We start from the raw sequence: 21868 nt of genomic DNA on the forward strand, positions 1-21868 counted from the left end.
CAAGAACATTGCCGCCAAACTGGCTTGGATGTAACGTCCAGTTGACGATGAAACAAATGGTCCAGTCTACTCGTGCCGTGTCAGCAGGTCACTCGCAGGGTCTGGGTGCGCGCCAGATCTACGAAGCGCTTCGCGAGCAGATCTTGAGCGGTGTCTACGAGACCGGCAGCCAGCTGCCGTCATCTCGCGGCCTTGCGAATGACCTCGGTGTTTCGCGAACGACGGTCACCGTCGCCTACGAGCAGTTGGTCGCGGAAGGCTTCATCGATGTCAATCAGGGCGCACGGCCTCGCGTTGCCGCTTCCCTGGTCGGTCGCCRGGCCAGCAGCGCGGCCCCAAAACGGACTGGCCCGGTCCATCTTTCCAGCTATGGCGAGCGACTGCGTGGCAGCCCGCCATGGCCCGATTATCTGCCCAACCGTTTGAAGGTCGATTTCCGTTATGGCGACCTTGCGCCGTCTGATTTCCCGGCGCTGACCTGGAAGCGCGCGATGAACGCGGCGATGTCACAACGACCAGGAAGGCTGGCCTATGACGATCCACGCGGGTCGCTCCGCCTGCGCCAGGCTCTGCAGGGATATCTGTGGCGCGCTCGAACGCTAAGCTGCGAGATCGAGCAGATCCTCGTCGTAAGCGGCTCGCAGCAGGGCCTCGACATGTGCGCGCGCTTGCTGCTTGATCGTTCGGACAACTTCGTCATCGAGGATCCGTGCTACAGAATGGCGCGCCAGGTGTTTGCCAGTACAGGGGCGACGCCTGTCTTTGTCGCCGTCGATAGCGACGGCATGAAGACGGAACTGCTTGAGGGGGTCACGGCGCGGCTGGCCTATGTGACGCCGTCGCATCAGTTCCCGCTCGGCGGCGTCCTGCCGATCTCGCGGCGGTATCAGCTCCTCGAATGGTCCCGGCGCAGCGACGCCTATGTGATCGAAGACGACTACGATGGCGAGTACCGCTACGACATTCGTCCGGTTCCCCCTCTGCACAAGCTGGAAGACCGAAGTTCCGTCATCTATCTGGGCACGATCTCCAAGACGCTGTCGCCGATGCTTCGCATCGGCTATCTGGTGGTTCCGCCGGAATTGCAAAACGTCTTCGCGACGGCCAAGCAGCTGCTGGACAGGCATTGCCCTGTTGCAGAGCAGGAGGCGTTGGCCTCGCTCATCGAAAGCGGCGGCTACGAAAGCCATGTGCGCCGCGTTCGCCGTCTGAACGGCGAGCGACGAGGAGCCTTGCTCGCCGCCCTTCGACGCGCGTTCGCCGACCGCATCGTCATCGAGGGCGCCGACGCCGGGCTGCATGTCGTCGCCTGGTTCAGGGATCTGTCTAGCTCATTGGAAGACGTCTTGGTTGAAGAGGCGCGACGGGCCGGCGTGGGCGTCCATTCAATATCGCCGCTCTATGCTCACGAAACCGACGAACGCCGTGGCGACCGCATCGGGTTGGTGATGGGTTATTCCGCCTTGACCCTGCGGCAGATCGAGAACGGTGTCCGGCTGCTCGCCGGCGTTGTCCAACGGGTAGGCAAGGGCTTGCCCCGTCAGTTGAGCAACAAGCTCGGCAGGGACAGCGACAGCGCCTGACCGGCGGTGCCGCCGAGCCCAACACGATATCGTCCACTGGAATAGCAAGACTCGGCAAAACTGGCTCTGTCTGTCGGGCCAGCATCCGGGCACAGCGTGATGCCGGCACGCTGTCCCTGGAGTGTGGAAGCAAAGATGGCAAACGCACATCTCGATGAGACCCTCGCATCCGGCCGGAAGCTGGGCGCTGCGATGGCGGTCTTGGAGGGCTAAGCATGACGTGGAATGGAACGCTGCTCCACATCCACGTCGCGCCGGCAGCCTCCTACGAGATGGAGGAGTTGACCCAGGCACAGCTTGTTCCTGGTCGCGGCATCTTGGGAGATCGATATTTTCTGGGAACGGGAACCTACTCCCCGAAACCGGACGTTCGCGAGGTGACGCTGATCGAGGTCGAAGTCCTGGACGCGATCGCCGCAGGTGAGCCAAAGATCCCGGGCTTCAAAGCCAGGCTCGAGCCGGAAGACCATCGGCGCAACTTGACCACCCGGGGCGTGCCGCTCGGCCACCTCGTCGGCAAGCGTTTCCGCGTTGGCGAGACCGTGCTGCGGGCCGCGCGGATGAACTTTCCCTGCAAGTACATCGAAGAGCTGCTTGGCATTCCCGGCCTCTACGAGGGTCTGTTGAACCGTTCCGGTCTGAATTGTGCAATCGAGATCGGCGGCGTGATCCGCCCGGGCGATCCGATCCTTCCGATGGATGAGTGAACCTGCATGGCCGCGCCTCGTATCATCATGAAGTTGATCGTAACCGCCATCCGCAAGGAGCCCGGCGAAGTCCTCGTGATCGATTTGAAGCACCCGCGCAAACCGTTGCTGCCGCCGTTCGAACCTGGCTCCCATGTGGATGTCCATTTGGCCGACGGGAAGGTGCGCCAGTATTCGCTTTGCGGCGACCCGAGCGATTTGAACCGCTACACGATTGCAGTGAAGTTCGAGCAGGAAGGCCGCGGCGGATCAAGCTGGATCCACCGGACTGTTTGCCCTGGATTGACACTGCCGGTCTCCGCTCCGCGCAATCATTTCCCCCTCAGCGAAAGCCGCGCGCCGGTCCTGCTTTTGGCGGGAGGTATCGGGATCACGCCGATCCTGGCAATGGCGCGGGTGCTGGAGCGGCGGGGCAGACCTTACGAACTGCACTACTTCACGCGCGCCAGAGCGCTCACGCCGCTCTTGTCGGAAATTAGGAGCGCCCTCGACCCAGCCAATGTGCGGCTGCATTTCGACGATGAGCCCGAAACCCGGCAGGATCTTCAAACCTTGCTGTCGACGCCTTCGTCCGACCCACAGCTCTACTATTGCGGGCCACCTGGTTTCATGGCTGCCGTCGACCGGGCAAGCGCCCACTGGCCGGCAGGCACGGTGCATTTTGAGGCTTTTCAGCCGCTCGAGCACGACGATGCCCCACCTGAACCGTTCACGATCATATTGCGCGACGGCGCATTGGTCCCTGTCGCGGCCGACACGACCGCGCTCGCGGCACTGCGGCGGGCGGGCGTACTGCTCATGGCTTCATGCGAGAACGGCGTTTGCGGGACCTGCGAATGCGGAATGCTGGAAGGTCAGCCGATCCACCGCGATGCCTTCCTGTCCAGCCAGGCTCGCGACAGCCGGTTTATCCCATGCGTGTCTCGCGCCCGGGGTGTGCTCAAGCTCGACCTTTGAAGCCAACGAGGTTTCAGTCCAGCTTCAGTACGGAAAATGAGCGAATAGCGTAGAGCCAGCCGAACCCTTCTGCCTTCAACGATCAGGTCAGGGGGCTGTCCTGCGTAGGAATTGCACAGCGCCCGCCATCGACGCTCAAGCGGCGAAACCGGCGGCCTTCACCGAAGAAGCAGTGCCAGCCGACAGCGGCCTTCAACGCGTCATCAAAGGGAGGCGCGTCTCATGATTTGTTTCTGGTGCCACTAATTATCGAATTTCGGAATTATTTTTATTGTTTTGTAAGAACGTATTAGACAGGCAGATAGCTTCGTGCGCTTATTCCGACGTCGATGGCCCTTCACTTCGTAAAAGAAAAGATCACCCACAAAAAAACGATGAGGCTCAGCGGCGGCTAGCTATCTGCGAAATCCGAATCGAATGTCTCAGTTTAAAATATATGAGACAAGCGTTGCATGTCTCGGAAAAGAGACTTGAATGCAGCCCGGTGAAGCAGAAGCGCACGCGGCGGCTAGCTTTGCCGAAGGAAAGGTGTCCGTTCGAGCTGCATCTTCGATGTCTGCCTGAAGATGCAATCAAAGTTGCGTATAGGACTTCTAACTAGAAAAGGGGAATGAACAATGACTGTATCTCGACGCAGTGCGCTGAAATTGGCCATGGCAGCCGGAGCATCGCTCTCTATGCCGTCCATCCTCCGCGCGCAGGCAACTTCAGCCGACGCGAAAACTGTCCGTATGGTCATGGGCGACGCGCTTACCGCTTTCGATCCAATCTTCACCTCCAGTGACGTCACAGCCAGCCATGCTATGGCCATTTACGATACGTTGTTCGCTTTGGACTCGCAGCTTAAGGCGCAGCCTCAAATGGTGGAGAAATGGACCCTATCTGAGGACAAAAAAACCTATACGTTTCAACTGAGAGAGGGCCTCGAATGGCATGATGGCACACCGGTTACGGCGGGAGACTGTGTGGCTTCTGTTCGAAGATGGGCCCAAGTCGACGCCGGCGGACAACTCATCATCTCGCGGGCGCAAGACATTTTGAAGAAGGATGACAAAACGTTTGCGATCGTTCTCAAGGATCCACTGCCAATATTGATAGACATCCTCGGCGCATCCAGCGGCTATTACCTGGCTGTAATGCGTGAGAAAGATGCAAAGCTTGCTGCCACTGAGCAGGTGACCGCAAATATCGGCTCAGGACCGTTCAAATTCAACCAGGAACTCGCTCGTCCAGGCGCTAGTTTCGCCTATGATCGCAACGAAGCTTACGTACCGCGGAAACAACAGCAGGACGGATATGCGGGCGGGAAAATTCCGAAGGTAGATCGAGTCGTTTGGGATCAAATCTCAGATCCGCAGACCGCCGTGGGAGCTCTGCAGGCGGGCGAAATTGATTTCATCGAACGGCCAAGCGCAGATCTGTTTCCAGTTATTGGAAGCGACTCGAACCTGGAGCTCCAGGTGTTGAATGCATCCGGCCAGGACTGGTGCCTGCGAATGAATTTCCTTCAACCGCCGTTCAACAACGTGAAAGCGCGCCAGGCGGTGCTCCACTTGCTCGATCAAGAAGCGTTCTTGCGCGTAATCGCTCCCGATGCGCAGTACGGTCATACAGTGACATCGATCTTTGGCAACAGCACGCACTACTCGAATGATGAAAATACCGGCTGGTTCAAGAAGGGGGGTGACGCTGACAAAGCCGCGAAACTTCTCAAAGAGGCGGGATATGCGGGCGAGAAGGTCGTAATTCTTCAAGACTCCACCCAGCCTGCACACAGAGATGCCTCGCAACTTCTCGCAGACTCCCTCCGAAAAATCGGGATGAATGTTGAACTCGCTGCCAGCGATTGGGGCGGGCTTTCTAAGCGCCGAACGAACAAAGGACCTGTTGAAAGCGGCGGTTGGAGCATGTTTATGACCACCGATACCGACTTTCTCATGAGCGATCCGACATCGCAGATCTTCATGAATGCAGGTGGCGAAAAGGCTTGGTATGGCTGGCCGAAGAACGAGGAGTACGAGGCACTCCGAGCCAAGTGGCCAGACGTCGAAACTCTAGAGGAGCGCAAGGCGTTAGCCCGACAAATGCAGAAAATCTGGTGGGATTTCGTCGGCGATATCAGGCTTGGCCAAGAACTGAGGCCGGTCGCCCGGCGCAAGGAACTCACCGGCATTGTCGGCATGCCTATCAACCGTGTCGCGTTGTGGAACATGGAAAAGGCGTGAGTCCATGGCGTTCTACATCATCCGCAGGATGATCTCGGCCATCGCCGTCATGGCGATGGTCGGAGCGTTTATTTTCCTTCTTGTTAGATTTGCGCCAGGCGACCCTGCCGTCATAATCGCCGGTCCAACAGCGACGGAAGCAGTCGTCGCCGGAATCCGGGATCAGATGGGTTTGAATGATCCTTTGGCGGCCCAGTTCATCCGTTGGGTTCAGGAAATTGTTAGCGGCAATCTCGGAACCTCAATATTTTCTGGCCGTCCCGTCAGCGAGTTGATTGCTCAACGCTTGCAGCCTACCATCTCGCTGTCACTCTTGACGGTATTCCTCTCAGTAATTGTCGGGATCTCCTTCGGGGTCCTTGCCGCATGGCGGGCAGGGGGGGTGGCAGACCGCTTTCTGATCGGTTTCTCAGCTATCGGATTTTCTGTCCCTGTATTTGTCATCGGCTATTTCCTGGTCTACGTCTTTGCGATCCAGACACATTGGCTGCCTGTTCAGGGATACAAGCCGATAGGTCAGGGTATGACACCTTGGCTCGTGCATTTAATCCTTCCAACACTGACTTTAAGTCTGGCGTACATTGCTTTTATTGCCCGGATAACCAGGGCGAGCATGCTTGAAGTTCTGTCAGAAGATTATATGAGGACGGCCGCAGCCAAAGGTGCGTCGTCCTATGCCATGCTGTTCCATCATGCTTTGAAAAATGCTGGCGTCCCGATCCTTACTGCGGTTGGACTAAGTTTCGCGGGACTTGTCGGCGGCGTCGTCCTTACGGAAACCGTGTTCAACATACCGGGCATCGGTCGCCTGGTCGTAGATGCCATTAACGGGCGCGACTACCCCATAATTCAAAGCGTACTGATTATCGTCTCGGGCCTTTATGTCCTGATCAATCTCATGGTCGATCTTGCTTACACGCTGATCGATCCGCGTATTCGGTACTGATATGGTCATCTCAACATCACCGACACAATCTGGCTCGCAGGATCGTTTTCGGATCTCAGTTCTTGCCCGGCGCCACCGGCTGGTCCTGACCGGCGGTGGTCTCCTCGTTCTCCTGATTGTTCTTGCACTTCTTGCTCCATTCTATGCGGGGGATCCGGGAAGAATGGATCCATTCGCTCGCTTAAAGCCTCCCTCTGGTGATCATTGGCTGGGTGCCGATAATCTGGGCCGTGATGTTTTAGTCCGGACCATTTACGGCGCGCGTATATCGCTCCTGGTCGGGCTGGCGTCAGCGCTAGCAGCAGCCTTGGCAGGGCTCATGGTCGGCATCGTGGCTGGTTACATCCGCGCATTCGACAATATAGTGATGCGATTCATGGACGCCTTGATGTCGATTCCGACGATACTCTTGGCCATCGCGCTAATTTCGTTAACCGGATCTGGCATCGGAATTCTGGTCCTGGCTATCGCTATTCCCGAAATACCGGGTGTGACCAGACTTGTTCGCTCGATTGTCCTAAGCGTTCGGGAGCGACCATACGTCGAGGCAGCTGTTTGCGGTGGCGCTCGTCTTCCGAAGATCTTGTGGCGCCACGTTCTTCCGAGCACTCTTCCGCCGCTGATGGTTCAAAGTGCGATTGTCTGCGGAAATGCGATCTTGACCGAAGCCGGCTTGAGCTTTTTGGGCATTGGCGTGCCGCCAGAGATTCCAAGTTGGGGAAATATGATTTCCAGCTCGCGCCTCTATCTTTCCATCGCTCCGCTGACGCTCTTTGCCCCTGGCATTTGCCTTGCTCTTACAGTGCTGGCTGTCAATCTATTCGGGGACGGCTTACGCGACCTTTTCGATCCGCGCGCGAAGCGGAGGCATTGATATGAAGACGTTGAATAGTGTTGACAACGATGTTCTTCTCGACGTTCGCGATCTTGAAACTCACTTCTTTGGTGAAGATAGCATCACCCGCGCCGTCGGCGGGGTGAGCTTTCAGGTCAGAAAAGGCGAAACGCTCGGTGTGGTTGGCGAATCGGGATGCGGAAAAAGCGTCACTTCTCTGTCCATTCTCCGCCTCCTGCCAAAGCTAACTGCCCGGACGGTTGGCGGAGAGGTTCGGTTCCACGGACAAGACTTGCTCAAGCTTTCAGATCACGAAATGCGAAAAATTCGCGGCAATAAGATTGCCATGATATTCCAGGACCCGATGACCAGCCTAAGCCCGGTTCACACCGTCGGGCGACAGATCGCTGAAGCTGTTGAAATTCACACCCGGGCCTCGCGTTCCGCAGCAATGGCAAAGGCAGAGGAGATGCTGCGTCTGGTGCGTATCGCGGACCCCGACCGGCGGCTGAAGAACTATCCGCATGAAATGTCGGGCGGCATGCGCCAACGCGCAATGATTGCCATGGCGCTTGCCTGTTCACCGGAGCTGTTGATTGCCGACGAGCCGACTACGGCCCTGGACGTGACTATTCAGGCGCAAATCCTCAGATTGATTGTCGACCTCAAAGAGCGAACGGGCACCTCGGTGATGTTTATCACTCACGATCTCGGCGTGGTCGCCGAGACATGTCAGCGCGTCATCGTGATGTACGCCGGGAAGATTGTTGAGCAGGCGACTGTCGTCGGCCTCTTTGCGCGACCCATGCATCCGTACACTAAGGCACTTATGCGCTCTGTTCCCGACAGGCGCCGCGGAAAGGAACGTCGTCTGCCGGAAATTCCAGGGATCGTGCCGAGCCTGCGCGCACCTATCATCGGATGCAGCTTTGCCCCGCGCTGTTCGTATGCGACCGATATTTGCAGGGAGAAAACGCCAGTCCTGGAAGACCACGGGCCGGGGCACGCGGCAGCCTGCTGGCATGTCGAGAAGGTGCTGAGCGTATGAACGGTCCACTGCTTAAAGTCGAGAACTTGATTAAGCACTATCCGCTGGGTGGCGGATTTTCGAAGAGAGACGTCCCGGTAATCAGGGCGGTCCAGGACGTGTCATTTTCCGTCGAGGCAGGCGAGACCCTCTGCATTGTAGGGGAATCGGGCTGTGGCAAGTCGACCATTGCGCGGCTCCTGATGCGCCTTATTGACCCAACCGAGGGCCGCGTGCTGCTTGAAGGCGTAGATATTGCAAGCCTGAAGAAACACGAGCTCCGAAATCAACGCCGTCGAATGCAGATGGTCTTCCAGGATCCCTATTCTTCGCTAAACCCGCGGCTCTCGGCGGGCCAGATCATCACTGAACCAGTTGAGAATTTTGAGCGCCTGAACCGAAAGCAGCGGGAGGCGCTGGCAGCATCGCTTCTGCAACAGGTGGGTCTTGCTCCGGAGATCATGCACCGGCTTCCCTCGGAACTATCGGGAGGGCAACGCCAACGTCTCGGCATTGCGAGGGCGTTGTCCCTTAAACCGGCAATTATCATCGCTGACGAGGCGGTTTCGGCTCTCGATGTCTCCGTCCAAGCGCAGATCCTGAACCTGCTTATGGATCTCCAGCAAGAGCTGGGCATCGCTTTCGTCTTTATCTCTCATGACCTTGGCGTCGTCGAGCATATCGGCCACAGGGTGGCAGTCATGTATCTGGGACGAATGGTGGAACTCGCCAGGTGCGAAGATCTATTTGCCAATCCCGTGCATCCCTACACCGAAGCATTGATCGCCGCCGCTCCGGTGCCAGACCCTACTCACCGCGGTCTGGAAGCACGCCTGGAAGGGGAAGTTCCAAGCCCCGTGAATCCACCGACTGGATGTGCATTTCATCCTCGGTGTCCACTCGCGGTTGATCGCTGCCGAATCGAAGTTCCGATGTTAAATCCCATGCCAGACGGCCGACTTGTCGCGTGTCATGTACGCGCTCCGGTCCTTCGAAGTGTTTCTGACATTTCTTCGAGCCGGCCTCTCGTCGCCAGTTACTGAAACGAAATGGGTGCAAGGCGTCTGAATGTTCGCGAACTTTTATTTTCAAATGCGAACTGTCTGGGGAATATATGAACAACGATGAAAAGATGGGCAGGAACGAACAGGAACAATTTCATTGCTACGATGAGACCGGTTCTTTGGAAACCAATGTCACCAACGGCTTTACGATTGTTGCAGTTGGAGACCTGATCGTATCGCGGCGTTTAACAAACGGCTCCCATCCCGGTTTCGCGCAAATTGTTGATCTCTTGAAAGCGGCGGATGTCACCTTCGGCAACCTGGAAACCAACATCTTCGACATCCGCACTTTCCAAGGAAGCCCGCAAGCAGAGTACGGGGGAGCGTATCACATCAGCTTGCCCGAGACGGGGCCAGATCTGAGGAACATTGGGTTCAATCTGGTTAGTTACGCAAACAATCACGCTTTTGACTGGGGTGTGGAGGGCATGCGCCTCACGTGCCGCGTGCTCGACGAGAATGGTATCGTCTATGCTGGTGTTGGCGAGACGCTGTCACAGGCTGGTGCTGCACGTTTTGTAGAAACACCTAAAGGACGCGTGGGATTGGTATCGTCCGCGTCCACGTTTACGCCTATGTCGCGTGCCTGCGATGCAGCGGGTGAAGCTCCGGGTAGACCTGGGATCAACACTCTGCGGTTGGAGAGGAGTATCGTTGTGGAGCCCAAAATGCTCGACAGCCTGCGGATGGTACGAGACTCACTGCCTAACTTTGGGCGGTCCGGTGCACAATCAGAGAAAGTAAAGGTTGCGAATGTCACCTTCAGAGCCGGCGAGCGGCCCGGATATTCGTATGAGCCCAACCCCAAGGACGTCGCGAATATCCTCCGAAACATTCGCCGCGGCAAGCAGTTTTCTGACTTCTGCGTCTTTACAAATCACGGGCATGAACCAGGCAATTGGAGTGAAGAACCGGCGGACTATGAAAGAGAATTCGCACATCAGACAGTCGATGCAGGGGCTGATGCTTACATCGTGCACGGACCGCACCGACTGCGGGGTATCGAAATCTACAAGGGCCGGCCAATATTTTACAGCCTGGGCAACTTCATGATGGACGATCTTCGGACACCTGTGGGCGCCGATATGTACGACGTCTATGGCAAGGACTTGGTAGACGCCACAGATGCTGACGTGACCGTGTCCGAAATGGCATCGGGGTACGAAACTTCCCCCGGTTTCAGCGACCCTGTATTCTATGAGAGCATCATAGCGGTAAGCCGCTTCGAGGAAAACAGACTCGCCGAGTTGCTTCTGTACCCCGTTGAGCTGGGTCACTCCAAAAGGTTCGCGAACCGAGGAATTCCTCGTCTTGCATCTGCGGCGAAGTCCAAGACGATCGTAGAGCGCTTGCAGAAGCTCTCCGAACCTTATGGGACGCAGATTGCCTTCGATAACGGCATCGGCGTAATCTGCCTGCAGCGTGGGAAAGAATGTAGCTAGCGGCGTGCTCAGCTGCGCGAAAATGTCTTGAAGCCTCGGTTCAATGTTCATCTCGGCACGCGACCCAGCCCAAAGAGTAGTTGATCTGAACTAGCCTGTCTCGTTCGACCGCGAGAACGACCGCAGATCAATGATGAGTACGACACCGCTCTTAGCGCATTCAGAAGGCTTCCATAGATAAAACACCTGGCACGAAATCACAGCAGCCAGCCTTCACAAGAGAACGAGGACTGCCAGTTCGGAAGATATGGTGGTGAGGAAAGAGCATACAATGCTAAATCATGAGCTGAAAAGGCCATTGGTAATCGAGTCCGCCGAACTGCGGCTGATCGAACTTCCATTGCTAAAACCTTTCACCATCTCGTCTGGAACAATGACAACGAGGGTCGCGCCCATTGTTGTACTTCGGGGCGGTGGATGTGAGGGTTACGCAGAGGGCGTAGCAGACGTTCTGCCTGATTACCTGCCCGAAACAATCGTCTCATCGATGATGATGATGCGCGACGTATTATTGCCGGCTGTCGTGGGTAAGCACATTGCGAACCCGCAAGAGATAGAGCGACTGTTCCGCCCTTGGCGCGATCACCAGATGGCAAAGGCGACGGTCGAGATGGCATATTGGGATCTATGGGCCAAAGTGCAGGGTCTGCCGCTATGGCAGGTTCTCGGCGGTACGCGCTCCCAAATAGAGGTTGGTGTATCTCTAGGGATCAGAGAAATCTCTGAGACCATGGAGGAAGTGGCTCTCCACGTGCAGCAGGGCTACCGACGGATCAAACTGAAGATAAATACCGGCCACGACTTGGAGCTTTTGGATGCGGTGCGCGCCAAATTCCCTCACATCCATCTGACTGTAGATGCGAATTGCTGCTATACGCTCGCTGATTCATCTCTGTTGCGGAAGCTGGACAGTTATGGGCTTGACTATATCGAGCAGCCGTTGGCATGGAACGATTTGCACGATCATGTGCGCTTGCAATCCATGTTGAGCACGCCAATTTGCCTGGATGAGTCTATACGGACGTTGGCTGATTGCCGGAAAGCACTTCAGTCAGATGCCGGACGGATCATCAACATTAAGGTTGGCCGTGTAGGCGGCCACACCGTAGCCAAGCAAATACATGATTTGTGCCTCGCCTATGACGTGCCGGTCTGGTGCGGAGGCATGACCGAAACCGGGATCGGCCGCGCTCATAACATTCATCTCTGCACGCTCGAGCAGTTCTCACGGCCCGGGGACACTTCGTCATCGTCACGATACTTCAAGCGTGACGTTATCGTCGAACGGCTTGAAACTTCCGACGGCCTGATGCCCATCCCGGCGAACGGCGCAGGAATTGGCGTAACGGTGGATTGGGATTTCCTCGACTCTATCTCCACTTCGGTCGAAGCGATCAGAGCCTGAGCGCGCACATTTGCTGCGGCCCTATCGCGCTCGTCTAGGCTCAGGACCTACAAGTTTGGTGTAAGCGCGAGATGGCGCGGTTGTCGCCGAACTTATTTCTCGTGTGTTCCGAGGGTTGACTGACCCGATCGTAATAGCTTGCACCGGAGGATACGGCGCGTGAGCTGTTTCAATTGCGAACCTGGCATCATCGGCACTCACGTTGGATGCATTCCTTAGCCAACAATCAAATTTTCCTTCGCGGAATTACCGATGCGTATGTGTTCATCGCGGATAAATGGCTGTCGGCGCGTCTAAGTTGATCGAGGCCGGCCGTGCGGTCTTTGCTTGCCAGCAAACCACAAAGAACTTCCGAAATGGCCAAGGCTGGTGTGAGCGTATGGAAAAATGTATGGCTCTCCGTCGGGAAGAAGACAACGTGTTGGGCGATCGCTACCAAAGGTGAGACTTCGCTGTCTGTAATTGCGAGTATTCCCATTCGTCTTTCGCGGGCGACCTCGGTAAGTTCAAGAGTATGCAGTGAATAGGGGCTTATCGAAACAGCCAGCAAAACATCTTCCGAGGTGGCGCGCATAAGTGCATCTCCGCTCGTGCCGGCGGGAGCATCGAGATGAATGGTTTTTTCGCCAAGCAGAGTCATGACGTAATGGAAATGCCAGGCGACCGAATGGCAAGAGCGTAAACCGAGAACAAAAATCTTTCGAGCTCTGCTGAGGTGATCGGCCATTTTGCTGAGCCGAGAGAGGGTGCCGGGTTCGCTTAGGCGTGCTATTTGAGCGGACAGAGTCTGAAGCATCCGTTGCGCCAGTTCTTCCCCATCGGTGAAGCCGCCGTCCCGCTGCAAGGCCTGAGCCGCAAAACCGTCTGTGCCTGCCCGAATTATATCCGCATGTTGGCCGCGAAAATCGCCATAGCCGGAAAAACCTAGAAATTTAGCCAAGCGCGTCATCGTGGAAGGTTGCACGTCTGCATTGCGGGCGAGCTCACGCATCGACACCAGTGCTACTTCCTGAGGATGTTCAAGAATGTGCCGGGCAGCCTGCTGCAACTGTATCGACATCTCGTCAAATCGCTCGACAATCAAATTGTGGAGCGGTCCCTTTTGCAACATTTGCTTCGTTCTCGATGAAGTAAGTCATCCGAACCATCCCGTTGATGGGTGCGAAAGTCAACAATATGCCGAATGGGCGGCGGTTTTTGCTCAGCCCGTACGCTGTGTTCGGCAAAACAGATGTGTCATAATAGGCGATGATAACACAAATGTTGCATGTCGTTTTTGAATCTGCGAATTAGTGGGGGGCGGACCCGAACGTGTCGACCAACCCAATCCCGAGAGACAACGATGACGAAACTCCTCCATCGAGCCATAGGTTCGACAATTCCAAGAGCGGTAGCAGGAGAAGGCATCTACATCACCGATAGCGAAGGCCGCGCCTATATAGATGGCTCGGGCGGTGCCGCTGTGAGTTGCCTCGGCCACAATCATCCTGAGGTGTTGGACGCGATGAAGGCGCAGATGGCGGGGATAAGTTACGCTCATACATCGTTTTTCACCACGGATGTGGCCGAAGAGCTTGCTGAACAGCTTGTCGAGTTGGCGCCGAAGGGTCTTGACTATGCGTATCTGGTGTCGGGCGGTTCAGAAGCTGTCGAAGCAGCACTTAAGATGGCTCGCCAGTATTTTGTTGAAATTGGCCAGCCCCAGCGTCGTCATATTATTGCGCGGCGACAAAGCTACCACGGCAACACAATCGGCGCCCTTGCAACTGGTGGCAATGCGTGGCGCCGCGCACAGTTTAGGCCCATCTTGCCGGAAACCCATCATGTTTCGCCATGCTATGCATATCGCGACATGCAGGCGGGCGAAACGCCCGAGTCTTATGCCGAGCGTCTTGCTGCAGAGTTGGAGTCGAAAATCATTGAGCTCGGAGCGGACACAGTCATGGCTTTCGTGGCCGAGCCAGTGGTGGGCGCAACCCTCGGTGCCGTTGCCGCCGTGGCTGGCTATTTCAGATTGGTCCGGCGAATCTGCAACAAATACGGCATCTTGCTCATACTCGACGAAGTAATGTGCGGTATGGGTCGTACCGGCACGATGTTTGCTTTGGAGCAAGAAGGCATTATTCCCGACCTGATGACGATCGCAAAGGGTCTAGGCGGCGGCTACCAACCAATTGGCGCAGTGATGTTATCTGAGACGATCTACCGCGCGTTCGCGGATGGGTCGGGGTTGTTTCAGCACGGGCATACATACATCGGTCATCCGATCGCTGCTGCGGCTGCCAACAAGGTTGTCGAGATCGTGAGACGTCCAGAAATGATGGCAAACGTGGTCAGGATGGGAGAGCGCTTACAGGCTGGCCTTGATGCGGCGCTAGGCGAATGTCCTTACGTCGGCGACATTCGTGGTCGAGGCCTCTTTCGCGGGATAGAAATTGTCACAGACAAGGACACGAAACAGCCTTTTGATCCMGCTCGCAAAATCAATTCCAGGATAAAGAAGGAGGCGATGCGGCGAGGGCTGATGTGCTACCCGATGGGCGGCACTGTCGATGGGGTCCATGGCGACCATGTCCTGCTCGCGCCTCCGTATATCATTCAGCCTGAGCAGATCGACATGATCATCGATCGACTGGCTGCGGCTATCGACGCCGCGGTTGCGGAATGAGCGTTCGGTCATGCAAGAGTTTCCCATGACATGTCGCTGTGCGCCGATAAGCGACCAAAACTGGCCCACCGAAATCGCGGATATGAAGGCTGGATTTGCAGGCGCGCTGAACGTCTATCGAACCATGGCTCACCATCCGGCACTACTGAAAGCGTGGGCTCCACTCCGCCAGCATATTGTCAAAGAAAGCGCCCTGGGGCCGGTGCGATCCGAACTCGTTATCTTGCGGGCTGCACATCGGATGGGCTCAGCCTATGAGTGGGCCCATCATGTGAGCCGCGCTCGAAAGCTTGGAATTTCCAACACACGCATCCGGTCGATGCAAGGCTCGCCCGACGGTGAGGACGGGATGATTGCCCTAGCTGTCGATGCACTATTTGACGGTGCGCGGCTACCTCCGAATATTGAAAGCGCACTTTGCGAATCCATGGGAATCCAGGCTGTCTTCGACCTCATGGCGACGGTCGGCTTCTATTCGGTGCTGGGATTCATATTGAACACCTATGGCACCCCCTTAGACGAAGCAGTTTCGGCCGAAATTGCCCTAGAGGACACTTAATAGGGCCGCAAAAAGCGTGACCGCCCACCTAAGTAGCGACGAGGTTACCATGAACGCTCCCACCAACGGCGTCCTTGCAGAACTAGAACGCGAAGCGGTCTGCGAGATGCGTCATGCGATGCATCGCGAGCCAGAACTCTCGAACCACGAATGGAAAACGCAAAAGAGGATTATGGAAACTCTGGAGAAATTCGGCCCGACCGACTCGAAAACGTTTCATGGGACCGGCGTGTACGTTGATATTGTTGGGCTCTCCCCCGGGCCAAACCGTTCAATTGCGCTACGAGGAGACATCGACGCCTTGCCACAAGAAGATCGAAATGATTTGACGTACAGATCGCAGGTACCGGGGGTGATGCATGCGTGCGGCCATGATCTGCACGCTTCGATCGCTTTGGGCACCGCTCTTGCTTTCCATCGCCTGCGGCAGGCGTTTTCGGGCAAAGTGCGCGTGTTTTTTTGATCGGCCGATTTTGTAACAGCCCCCGCACGTGCACAACCAGCAGAAGAAGCCCGAACCCCTTGGTGGCCGTACGGTCGTGGAGGAAAAACTGCTCGAAGGATTTGATGCGGCGGTCGGGCTTCATGTCAATACGGAGATTCCAGTTGGATCCTACGGCAGATGCGGCTTTGCGCCATGCGCCATAGTTCCAATCAGTTCGACTGCAAATTTCGGTGTCGATGCCATATCTAAGGCAGGCGCCTTCATCAACGAGGTCCAGAAGGTTGTCTCCCGCGAAATGCCGGTTGACGACGGCGCTGTCGTTACCATCGGCACAATTAGAGGGGGGGAGGCGCCGAATATAATCTGCCCTTCCGTAGTCATAACGGGAACAATCTGAACAAGTAGTCTGGAACGACGTCAGTTGCTGGTGCAACGGGTTTGTGAGGTGGCAGAGGGTGTCGCCGCCATGCATCGAGGCAAGGCGAGTTTCACCTCTCAATCTGGTGACCCGCTTGTATTCAACGATCCGGCGATGGTTGAACGGTTTCGGAAGCTTGTCATTCAACYTGAGGGCGTAGACAAGTATGTTCAAAGGCCCCCGACCTCGGGCAGCGATGATTTCGGCTACTACTCAGCTTGTGTGCCATCGATCTATTTCTGGTTTGGCAGCCGAGAGCCAGGCAATGAGGCTGGGGTGCACACCCCCACCTTCGGAGTTTCTGATAATGCTCTCATTCCAACTACGGAGCTTGCTGTTCGGTATTGTTTGCAGCTCTTGCTCGATTAACTTGCGCTGCCTCTTCACGCATTTTCCGCTAACGCGGGGTGCTTGTGCGCTTCGAGAAGCTTGTCGACCACGCGGCCGCTGAAGGCAGGGATACCGCCTTCAGTACAGAAATTGGACGAATACGCGAAACTCGTCTTGGGAAACTGATACGCGCTACGCAATGGGGAGCCATCGACCGATCCGCAGCACGCGGTACCCTGTCATGAGCCAATGAAGCTGGAGGAAGTGGAGAAGCTGAAGGCGCAGCCTCCTTCGCGAGGCAAATGAAATGAACCTCGCTTCGCGACACAGCATCTGGCCGGTGGCATGGCGGCGCGCTGGATGTGTCCCGGGTCAGGTTTCCATTGCCTGCCTCAACACACGCCGAGCGCGCGTTCGCGATATGTCGAGATACTGGTTTCTCGGATCGACCGAAGGTCCAACGATGCACCTACTCATGCGGGCGAATGGGCTAGACTAGGTGGCCCGCTGCGACGCGGAGGGTTGCCGAAGGATGCTGGCGCGCGATCATTGGCCGGCAGGCACGGTGATTTTGAGGCCTTGCAGGCACCAGAGCTAGTGAATACCCCGCCCGAGCCCTTCACGATCATGCTGCGCGACGGGGCATCGATCTCTGTCGCGGCCGATACGACAGCACTTGCGGCAGTTCGCAGGGCGGGCGCGTCCTGCTCATGGCTTCGTGCGAGAACGGCGCCTGCGGGACATGCGAATGCGGCAAACTGGAAGGCCAGCCGATCCACCGCGATGCCTTCCTGTCCAGGCAGGCTCGGACAGGGCGGTTTATCCCACGCGTCTCGTGCGCCATGGCGGTGTTGCCTCCTCCACCGCAGTGTTCGAGGGGCGTCCAAGGCCAGTCGCATCGTCGTTGAGCCGTCAAGGCGTGGCCGCGACCATCTGCTGCCCCGATCGGAAGCTATGCGTGTATGGCGCGGATGTAGCAGCTTTATCGCGCAGCCATCTCGCGAGAGGGCCAGATTTGTGGGCGCGCCGCTAATATTCTCAAAAAATGGAAAGATAAATATCTTTTATTGATAAGAAATGTGGACTTCCAAGAAGGCCTGTGACCTCCTTCAGAGGCACTTGGAACTCGCTTTAAAGTTCGACTTCGAAACTGGGCCCATTAATCAAAACAAGGGGAACTCACATGCGCCTAACGTCCTCTATCGCGTATCTTTCCGCCGCGCTTGCGCTCGCAGGTGGAGCAACCACGGCGGCGCATGCTTCCGTGCTCGACAGCGTGAAGCAGCGCGGCGTGCTCAATTGCGGGACTGACAACACCACCCCGGGATTCGGCTATCTCAATCCAAAGACCTCCAAGATGGAGGGAGTGGATGTGGATCTTTGTCGCGCCACCGCGGCGGCAATTTTTGGTGACCCGGAGAAGGTCAACTTCGTGGTCGTCACAGACAAGAGCCGCTTCAATGCCGTTCAGACCGGCCAGGTCGATATCGTCTATGCACACACCTCTGTGTTCGCATCCCGCGCCGCGGCGCTTGCGGTCGACTTTCTTCCGGCGTATTTTTTCGATGGTGGCGGAGTCATGGTGACGGCCGCATCCGGCGTGAAATCGTTCAACGAACTTTCAGGCGCGGCGGTCTGCACCACACAAGGATCCGGCAGCGAAGCCACGATTGCCCAAGAGGTTAAGGCTCGGAACATAACGAACACAAAGATTCTGACGTTCGACAGCAGCGAGAAGCTTTTCTCTGCGCTGACCAGCGGGCGGTGCAATGCAATGTTCACGGACAAATCAGCTCTTGCTGCTTGGCGCGGAAGCTCACAAAAGCCTTCCGACTACGTGATCCTGCCCGAGACCCTAGGGGTCGCGCCATTCGCGGGCATCGTCGTCCAGAACGACCCGGAGTGGCGAAAGCTGATGACCTGGACACTGTATGCATTGTTTCAGGCCGAGGATTGGGGCATCACCACAGCCAACCTGGCCGAGATGCAGAAGTCTGCTGATCCCTCAATTCAAAAATTCCTAGGTGTCAACGGCGGGTTCGGCGCGGACTTTCACGTTCCGGATAGCTTTGTCTCCGACATGATCAAAGGCGTTGGCAATTACGGGGAGATCTATGATCGGTCCCTGGGGCCGAAGACCCCGCTCTATCTCGAGCGCGACAAATCGCMAAACGCGCTCTTCAAGAATGGCGGTCTTTTGTACTCGATCCTGTGGCTTTGAATGCCGCTACGCGACGCCATACGTTTTGCTTAGGGCCGCAATGGGATGAACAACGTTACGCAAGTGCGGCTTGAGCCGGTTGCGCCGCCGTCGCGACGGCGGCGCGCCGCTCGCATCCGCCACAAAATGATACACGCCAGCGTCGTCATTGCCGCAATTGCAATCGTTGGACTGGCAGGTCTGGCAATCCAGCGAAGCCTGGGAGAGCGCGGGATTGCCTTTAGCTTCGGCTATCTATCGCGGCCCTCGCAGTTCAACGTCAGTGAGGGATTTGCAACTGCCTGGGACGAATGGTGGCCCACATTTGCCGAAGCTACCTCTGCATCTACGAACCTGCAGATGCTTACCGTGGGCATATTCAACTCGATCAAAGTCGCGATACTCGCAATTATATTTTCCACGGTCCTCGGTGTGCTCTTCGGCGTTGCTCGCCTGTCGACGAACTGGCTGATCCGACAGGCCGCTTTCATTGCCGTAGAGTTCGTTCGCAATACGCCTCTGCTGATACAGGTGGTCTTCTGGTATTTTGCCGTCTTCTTGCGGCTTCCGGCGGTCACAGGCGGGACGAACGTCGAGAAGTGGATCGTCTTCGGCCAATCCGGTCTATTTTTGCCCTCGCTTCAGATATCCGATGGGGCGGCGGCAGGGTCCTTGGCGCTGGTCGCACTGGCGGCAGGATGCATGGTGTTCGCTTGTTCCCCGCGTTTCTCATCTGGCCGTCGTTTCGCGTTGCTTGCGGCGGGGATCCTGGCTGCCGGTACCGGGTACGCGACGGGCTTTCGCGTGGACGTGGCCTTGCCCGTAATTGGACGCTTCGGTGCTACTGGCGGAATACAGCTGTCGCCGGAGATGTCGGCAATCCTGATCGCCATCACCGTCAACAGCACGGCCTATATTGCCGAAATTGTTCGCGGCGCGATCGAAGGGTTGCCCAAAGGTCAGTGGGAGGCGGCCGCCGCGGTTGGACTGTCCCGCAGAGACACGATTCGAGATGTGATCCTTCCCCAGGTCTTCCGAATTATTCTGCCGTCCCTTGCAAACCGCTATATCAGCTTGACGAAGGACACGTCCCTGGGGATCGCTATCGGCTTTCCGGATCTTTTTAATGTAAGCGGCACGGTTGCCAATCAAACTGGACACAGTCTGGAGACAGTCTTGATCGTCATGGCGATATATCTCGTTATCAGCTGGATGATCAGCGCTTTCATTAACGTCCTGAACAGACGCGTTGTTTTGGATGGGGCACGGTAATGGAGAAATCATTTCGGTGGCTTCGACGCAACCTGTTTGCAAATGCGGTAGACTCGGTTCTTTCAATTTTGGTCCTCGTGCTGGTTGCCTGGTTGACAGCGCGTTTTTCGAAATGGGCGGTCTGGGATGCGCATTGGCTAGGGATTTATGAGAGCCGCCGACTTCTGCTGGTTGGATTGTATCCGCCCGATCAGATATGGCGAGCCTGGTTGATGCTAGGCATTCTTTGCACCGCAATTTGCGCCGTGATGGTACCCAAACTGCGCCGCTTCGCCGTCATCGTATTGCTTACAGCTTGCGCGGCTGCCGTGCTTGTCTTGGCCCCGCCCGGGCTCGATCGTTGGGGTGGGCTACTGCTCAGCCTGATGCTGGCTATCGTTGTCTCGGCTGCGTCCCTGCCGCTTGGGATCCTCCTCGCGTTAGGCCGCTCCAGCCGCAACCCAAGCCTGAGAGCCTGCTGCGCTGGATATATTGAGGTGATGCGGTCGGTTCCGCTAATTCTCGTCGTGTATTGGATCTGGATTACCGTGCCGCTGTTTCTCCCGGAGGCCTCGATCTCTTCTCTCCTGCGCGGCATGGTCGGCTACACGATATTCAATGCAGCGTATGTCGCCGAGTTTGTCCGCAGCGGCCTTCAGGCCGTGTCTCGTGGACAAAGGGAAGCAGCTCAGTCTCTAGGCATGTCGAACTGGACAGTCTCAACCGAGATCGTGCTGCCGCAGGCGATCAGGGTCGTCCAGCCAGCTCTCGTCGGTAATGTGCTCGACGTTTTCAACGGTGCCACACTCGTGTTTATCATCGGACTGACAGACTTCCTCCGAGCCGGGCAGATGATCCTGGCGGACCCAGCGTCGAGCGGGGCGGTATATGAAGTATATATTTTTATGTTTGGTGTTTACTTCGCGATAGGATCGGCGATTACCTTCGGAGCTCGGCGGATAGAAGCTCGTATGCAGAGGAGTACTCAGTGATGCTCAGGCAATCCGGCGTATCCATACCGATTGTCACATTCGCAAACGTGAACAAATACTACGGTCCATTCCAGGCTTTATCGAACATCAGCCTTTCTGTTACGACCGGCGAGGTCGTCGTGCTCATCGGTGCCAGCGGCTCAGGCAAGTCCACGCTCATCCGGTGTGTCAATGGGCTGGAGACGCATCAAAATGGCTCGTTGACGGTAGATGGGTTCTCGATGCCGACCACAGAAGATCTGGATCTGGGCGGCGCCAAGGCCCTGTCCCAAATCAGGCGTGGCGTCGGAATGGTATTCCAACAGTTCAACCTATTTCCACACAAGACAGTGCTGGAAAACATCACCCTTGCGCCAATGCGCGTTCGTCGCAAGTCTCGCAGTGAGGCGCAGGATATCGGCTTGCGGTTGTTGGAGCGTGTTGGCCTGCAAAGCCAAGCGCACAAGTATCCGGGGCAACTGTCGGGCGGTCAGCAGCAGCGCGTGGCTATAGCTCGATCCTTGGCGATGGAACCCCACGTCATGTTATTCGACGAACCCACATCAGCGCTTGATCCCGAGTTGGTGGGAGAGGTGCTTGATGTCATGCGTGAGCTGCGGAACGAGGGTATGACCATGATGATCGTTACCCACGAAATGGCTTTCGCCCGCGAGGTTGCTGACCGCGTGATCTACATGGATCGGGGCGCCATTGTAGAGGTTGGTCAACCGGAACAAATTTTCGATGAACCACAGAACGATCGCACCCGGACCTTCCTGTCGAGGGTTTTGAAACACTAAGAACCGAAGGCCGCACATTGGGGCAATCTTCTCTG

The 21868-nt window shown here is 56.6% G+C and carries 18 protein-coding genes and 1 pseudogene; 18 read left to right on the top strand and 1 reads right to left on the bottom strand.

Annotated features, from left to right (window positions below; all coding sequences use genetic code 11):
- Positions 1–47 precede the first annotated feature (47 nt).
- The 10 genes from pdxR (at position 48) to menC (ending at position 12191) form a co-directional block, all read left to right on the top strand.
- Entirely contained in the window at positions 48–1583 is a 1536-nt protein-coding gene (gene pdxR, locus AC1DXN_RS26470) for a MocR-like pyridoxine biosynthesis transcription factor PdxR (protein WP_477421733.1), read from the top strand.
- Between the two features lie 215 nt (positions 1584–1798).
- On the top strand, positions 1799–2290 hold the full coding sequence (locus AC1DXN_RS26475) for an MOSC domain-containing protein (RefSeq protein ID WP_477276672.1): 492 nt from the start codon (positions 1799–1801) through the stop codon (positions 2288–2290).
- 6 nt (positions 2291–2296) lie between these two features.
- Positions 2297–3247, top strand: a complete 951-nt coding sequence (locus tag AC1DXN_RS26480; protein WP_477276670.1) for a PDR/VanB family oxidoreductase — start codon at positions 2297–2299, stop codon at positions 3245–3247.
- A 617-nt stretch (positions 3248–3864) separates the two neighbouring features.
- Complete coding sequence (locus AC1DXN_RS26485) at positions 3865–5472, top strand: ABC transporter substrate-binding protein (protein WP_477276668.1); 1608 nt, start codon at positions 3865–3867, stop codon at positions 5470–5472.
- A 4-nt stretch (positions 5473–5476) separates the two neighbouring features.
- Positions 5477–6418 (top strand): ABC transporter permease, encoded by a 942-nt coding sequence (locus AC1DXN_RS26490; protein WP_477276666.1) that lies wholly within the window; start codon positions 5477–5479, stop codon positions 6416–6418.
- Between the two features lies 1 nt (position 6419).
- Entirely contained in the window at positions 6420–7292 is an 873-nt protein-coding gene (locus AC1DXN_RS26495; protein WP_477276665.1) for an ABC transporter permease, read from the top strand.
- Between the two features lies 1 nt (position 7293).
- The gene (locus AC1DXN_RS26500) at positions 7294–8301 is read left to right on the top strand and encodes an ABC transporter ATP-binding protein (RefSeq protein WP_477276664.1); all 1008 of its coding nucleotides are present in this window, start codon (positions 7294–7296) and stop codon (positions 8299–8301) included.
- Positions 8298–9323 (top strand): ABC transporter ATP-binding protein, encoded by a 1026-nt coding sequence (locus AC1DXN_RS26505; RefSeq protein WP_477276662.1) that lies wholly within the window; start codon positions 8298–8300, stop codon positions 9321–9323. The genes AC1DXN_RS26500 and AC1DXN_RS26505 overlap by 4 nt, the downstream gene beginning before the upstream one ends.
- Positions 9324–9394: 71 nt before the next feature.
- Entirely contained in the window at positions 9395–10786 is a 1392-nt protein-coding gene (locus AC1DXN_RS26510; protein ID WP_477276660.1) for a CapA family protein, read from the top strand.
- A 271-nt stretch (positions 10787–11057) separates the two neighbouring features.
- Entirely contained in the window at positions 11058–12191 is a 1134-nt protein-coding gene (gene menC, locus AC1DXN_RS26515) for an o-succinylbenzoate synthase (protein ID WP_477276658.1), read from the top strand.
- A 226-nt stretch (positions 12192–12417) separates the two neighbouring features.
- Here the strand turns inward: menC and AC1DXN_RS26520 are convergent, their stop codons facing one another.
- Positions 12418–13302, bottom strand: a complete 885-nt coding sequence (locus AC1DXN_RS26520) for a MurR/RpiR family transcriptional regulator (RefSeq protein WP_477276656.1) — start codon at positions 13300–13302, stop codon at positions 12418–12420.
- Positions 13303–13533: 231 nt separating this feature from the next.
- Between AC1DXN_RS26520 and AC1DXN_RS26525 the strand changes: the two genes are divergently transcribed.
- From AC1DXN_RS26525 to AC1DXN_RS26560, 8 genes and pseudogenes are all read left to right on the top strand, one after another.
- Complete coding sequence (locus AC1DXN_RS26525) at positions 13534–14859, top strand: aspartate aminotransferase family protein (protein WP_477276654.1); 1326 nt, start codon at positions 13534–13536, stop codon at positions 14857–14859.
- Between the two features lie 10 nt (positions 14860–14869).
- On the top strand, positions 14870–15418 hold the full coding sequence (locus tag AC1DXN_RS26530; RefSeq protein WP_477276652.1) for a carboxymuconolactone decarboxylase family protein: 549 nt from the start codon (positions 14870–14872) through the stop codon (positions 15416–15418).
- Between the two features lie 49 nt (positions 15419–15467).
- A pseudogene (locus AC1DXN_RS26535) lies at positions 15468–16650 on the top strand (M20 metallopeptidase family protein).
- Between the two features lie 671 nt (positions 16651–17321).
- Positions 17322–17519 (top strand): 2Fe-2S iron-sulfur cluster-binding protein, encoded by a 198-nt coding sequence (locus AC1DXN_RS26540; protein WP_477276650.1) that lies wholly within the window; start codon positions 17322–17324, stop codon positions 17517–17519.
- 275 nt (positions 17520–17794) lie between these two features.
- Positions 17795–18832, top strand: a complete 1038-nt coding sequence (locus AC1DXN_RS26545) for a transporter substrate-binding domain-containing protein (protein ID WP_477421723.1) — start codon at positions 17795–17797, stop codon at positions 18830–18832.
- Between the two features lie 45 nt (positions 18833–18877).
- Positions 18878–20083: an ABC transporter permease subunit gene (locus AC1DXN_RS26550; protein WP_477276646.1), complete on the top strand. Its 1206-nt coding sequence runs from the start codon at positions 18878–18880 to the stop codon at positions 20081–20083.
- Complete coding sequence (locus AC1DXN_RS26555; protein WP_477276644.1) at positions 20083–21054, top strand: amino acid ABC transporter permease; 972 nt, start codon at positions 20083–20085, stop codon at positions 21052–21054. Before AC1DXN_RS26550 ends, AC1DXN_RS26555 begins: the two co-directional genes overlap by 1 nt.
- On the top strand, positions 21054–21833 hold the full coding sequence (locus tag AC1DXN_RS26560; protein ID WP_477276643.1) for an amino acid ABC transporter ATP-binding protein: 780 nt from the start codon (positions 21054–21056) through the stop codon (positions 21831–21833). Before AC1DXN_RS26555 ends, AC1DXN_RS26560 begins: the two co-directional genes overlap by 1 nt.
- Positions 21834–21868 lie beyond the last annotated feature (35 nt).

It is taken from the genome of Mesorhizobium sp. P2_H9, assembly GCF_056403215.1.

Coding starts and splice junctions, on each gene's coding strand:
- AC1DXN_RS26485 (WP_477276668.1), top strand. CDS start 3,865: ATGACTGTATCTCGACGCAGTGCGCTGAAATTGGCCATGGCAGCCGGA.
- AC1DXN_RS26555 (WP_477276644.1), top strand. CDS start 20,083: ATGGAGAAATCATTTCGGTGGCTTCGACGCAACCTGTTTGCAAATGCG.
- AC1DXN_RS26500 (WP_477276664.1), top strand. CDS start 7,294: ATGAAGACGTTGAATAGTGTTGACAACGATGTTCTTCTCGACGTTCGC.
- AC1DXN_RS26505 (WP_477276662.1), top strand. CDS start 8,298: ATGAACGGTCCACTGCTTAAAGTCGAGAACTTGATTAAGCACTATCCG.
- AC1DXN_RS26475 (WP_477276672.1), top strand. CDS start 1,799: ATGACGTGGAATGGAACGCTGCTCCACATCCACGTCGCGCCGGCAGCC.
- menC (WP_477276658.1), top strand. CDS start 11,058: ATGCTAAATCATGAGCTGAAAAGGCCATTGGTAATCGAGTCCGCCGAA.
- AC1DXN_RS26480 (WP_477276670.1), top strand. CDS start 2,297: ATGGCCGCGCCTCGTATCATCATGAAGTTGATCGTAACCGCCATCCGC.
- AC1DXN_RS26490 (WP_477276666.1), top strand. CDS start 5,477: ATGGCGTTCTACATCATCCGCAGGATGATCTCGGCCATCGCCGTCATG.
- AC1DXN_RS26560 (WP_477276643.1), top strand. CDS start 21,054: ATGCTCAGGCAATCCGGCGTATCCATACCGATTGTCACATTCGCAAAC.
- AC1DXN_RS26495 (WP_477276665.1), top strand. CDS start 6,420: ATGGTCATCTCAACATCACCGACACAATCTGGCTCGCAGGATCGTTTT.
- AC1DXN_RS26520 (WP_477276656.1), bottom strand. CDS start 13,302: ATGTTGCAAAAGGGACCGCTCCACAATTTGATTGTCGAGCGATTTGAC.
- AC1DXN_RS26510 (WP_477276660.1), top strand. CDS start 9,395: ATGAACAACGATGAAAAGATGGGCAGGAACGAACAGGAACAATTTCAT.
- AC1DXN_RS26530 (WP_477276652.1), top strand. CDS start 14,870: ATGCAAGAGTTTCCCATGACATGTCGCTGTGCGCCGATAAGCGACCAA.
- AC1DXN_RS26540 (WP_477276650.1), top strand. CDS start 17,322: ATGGCTTCGTGCGAGAACGGCGCCTGCGGGACATGCGAATGCGGCAAA.
- AC1DXN_RS26550 (WP_477276646.1), top strand. CDS start 18,878: ATGAACAACGTTACGCAAGTGCGGCTTGAGCCGGTTGCGCCGCCGTCG.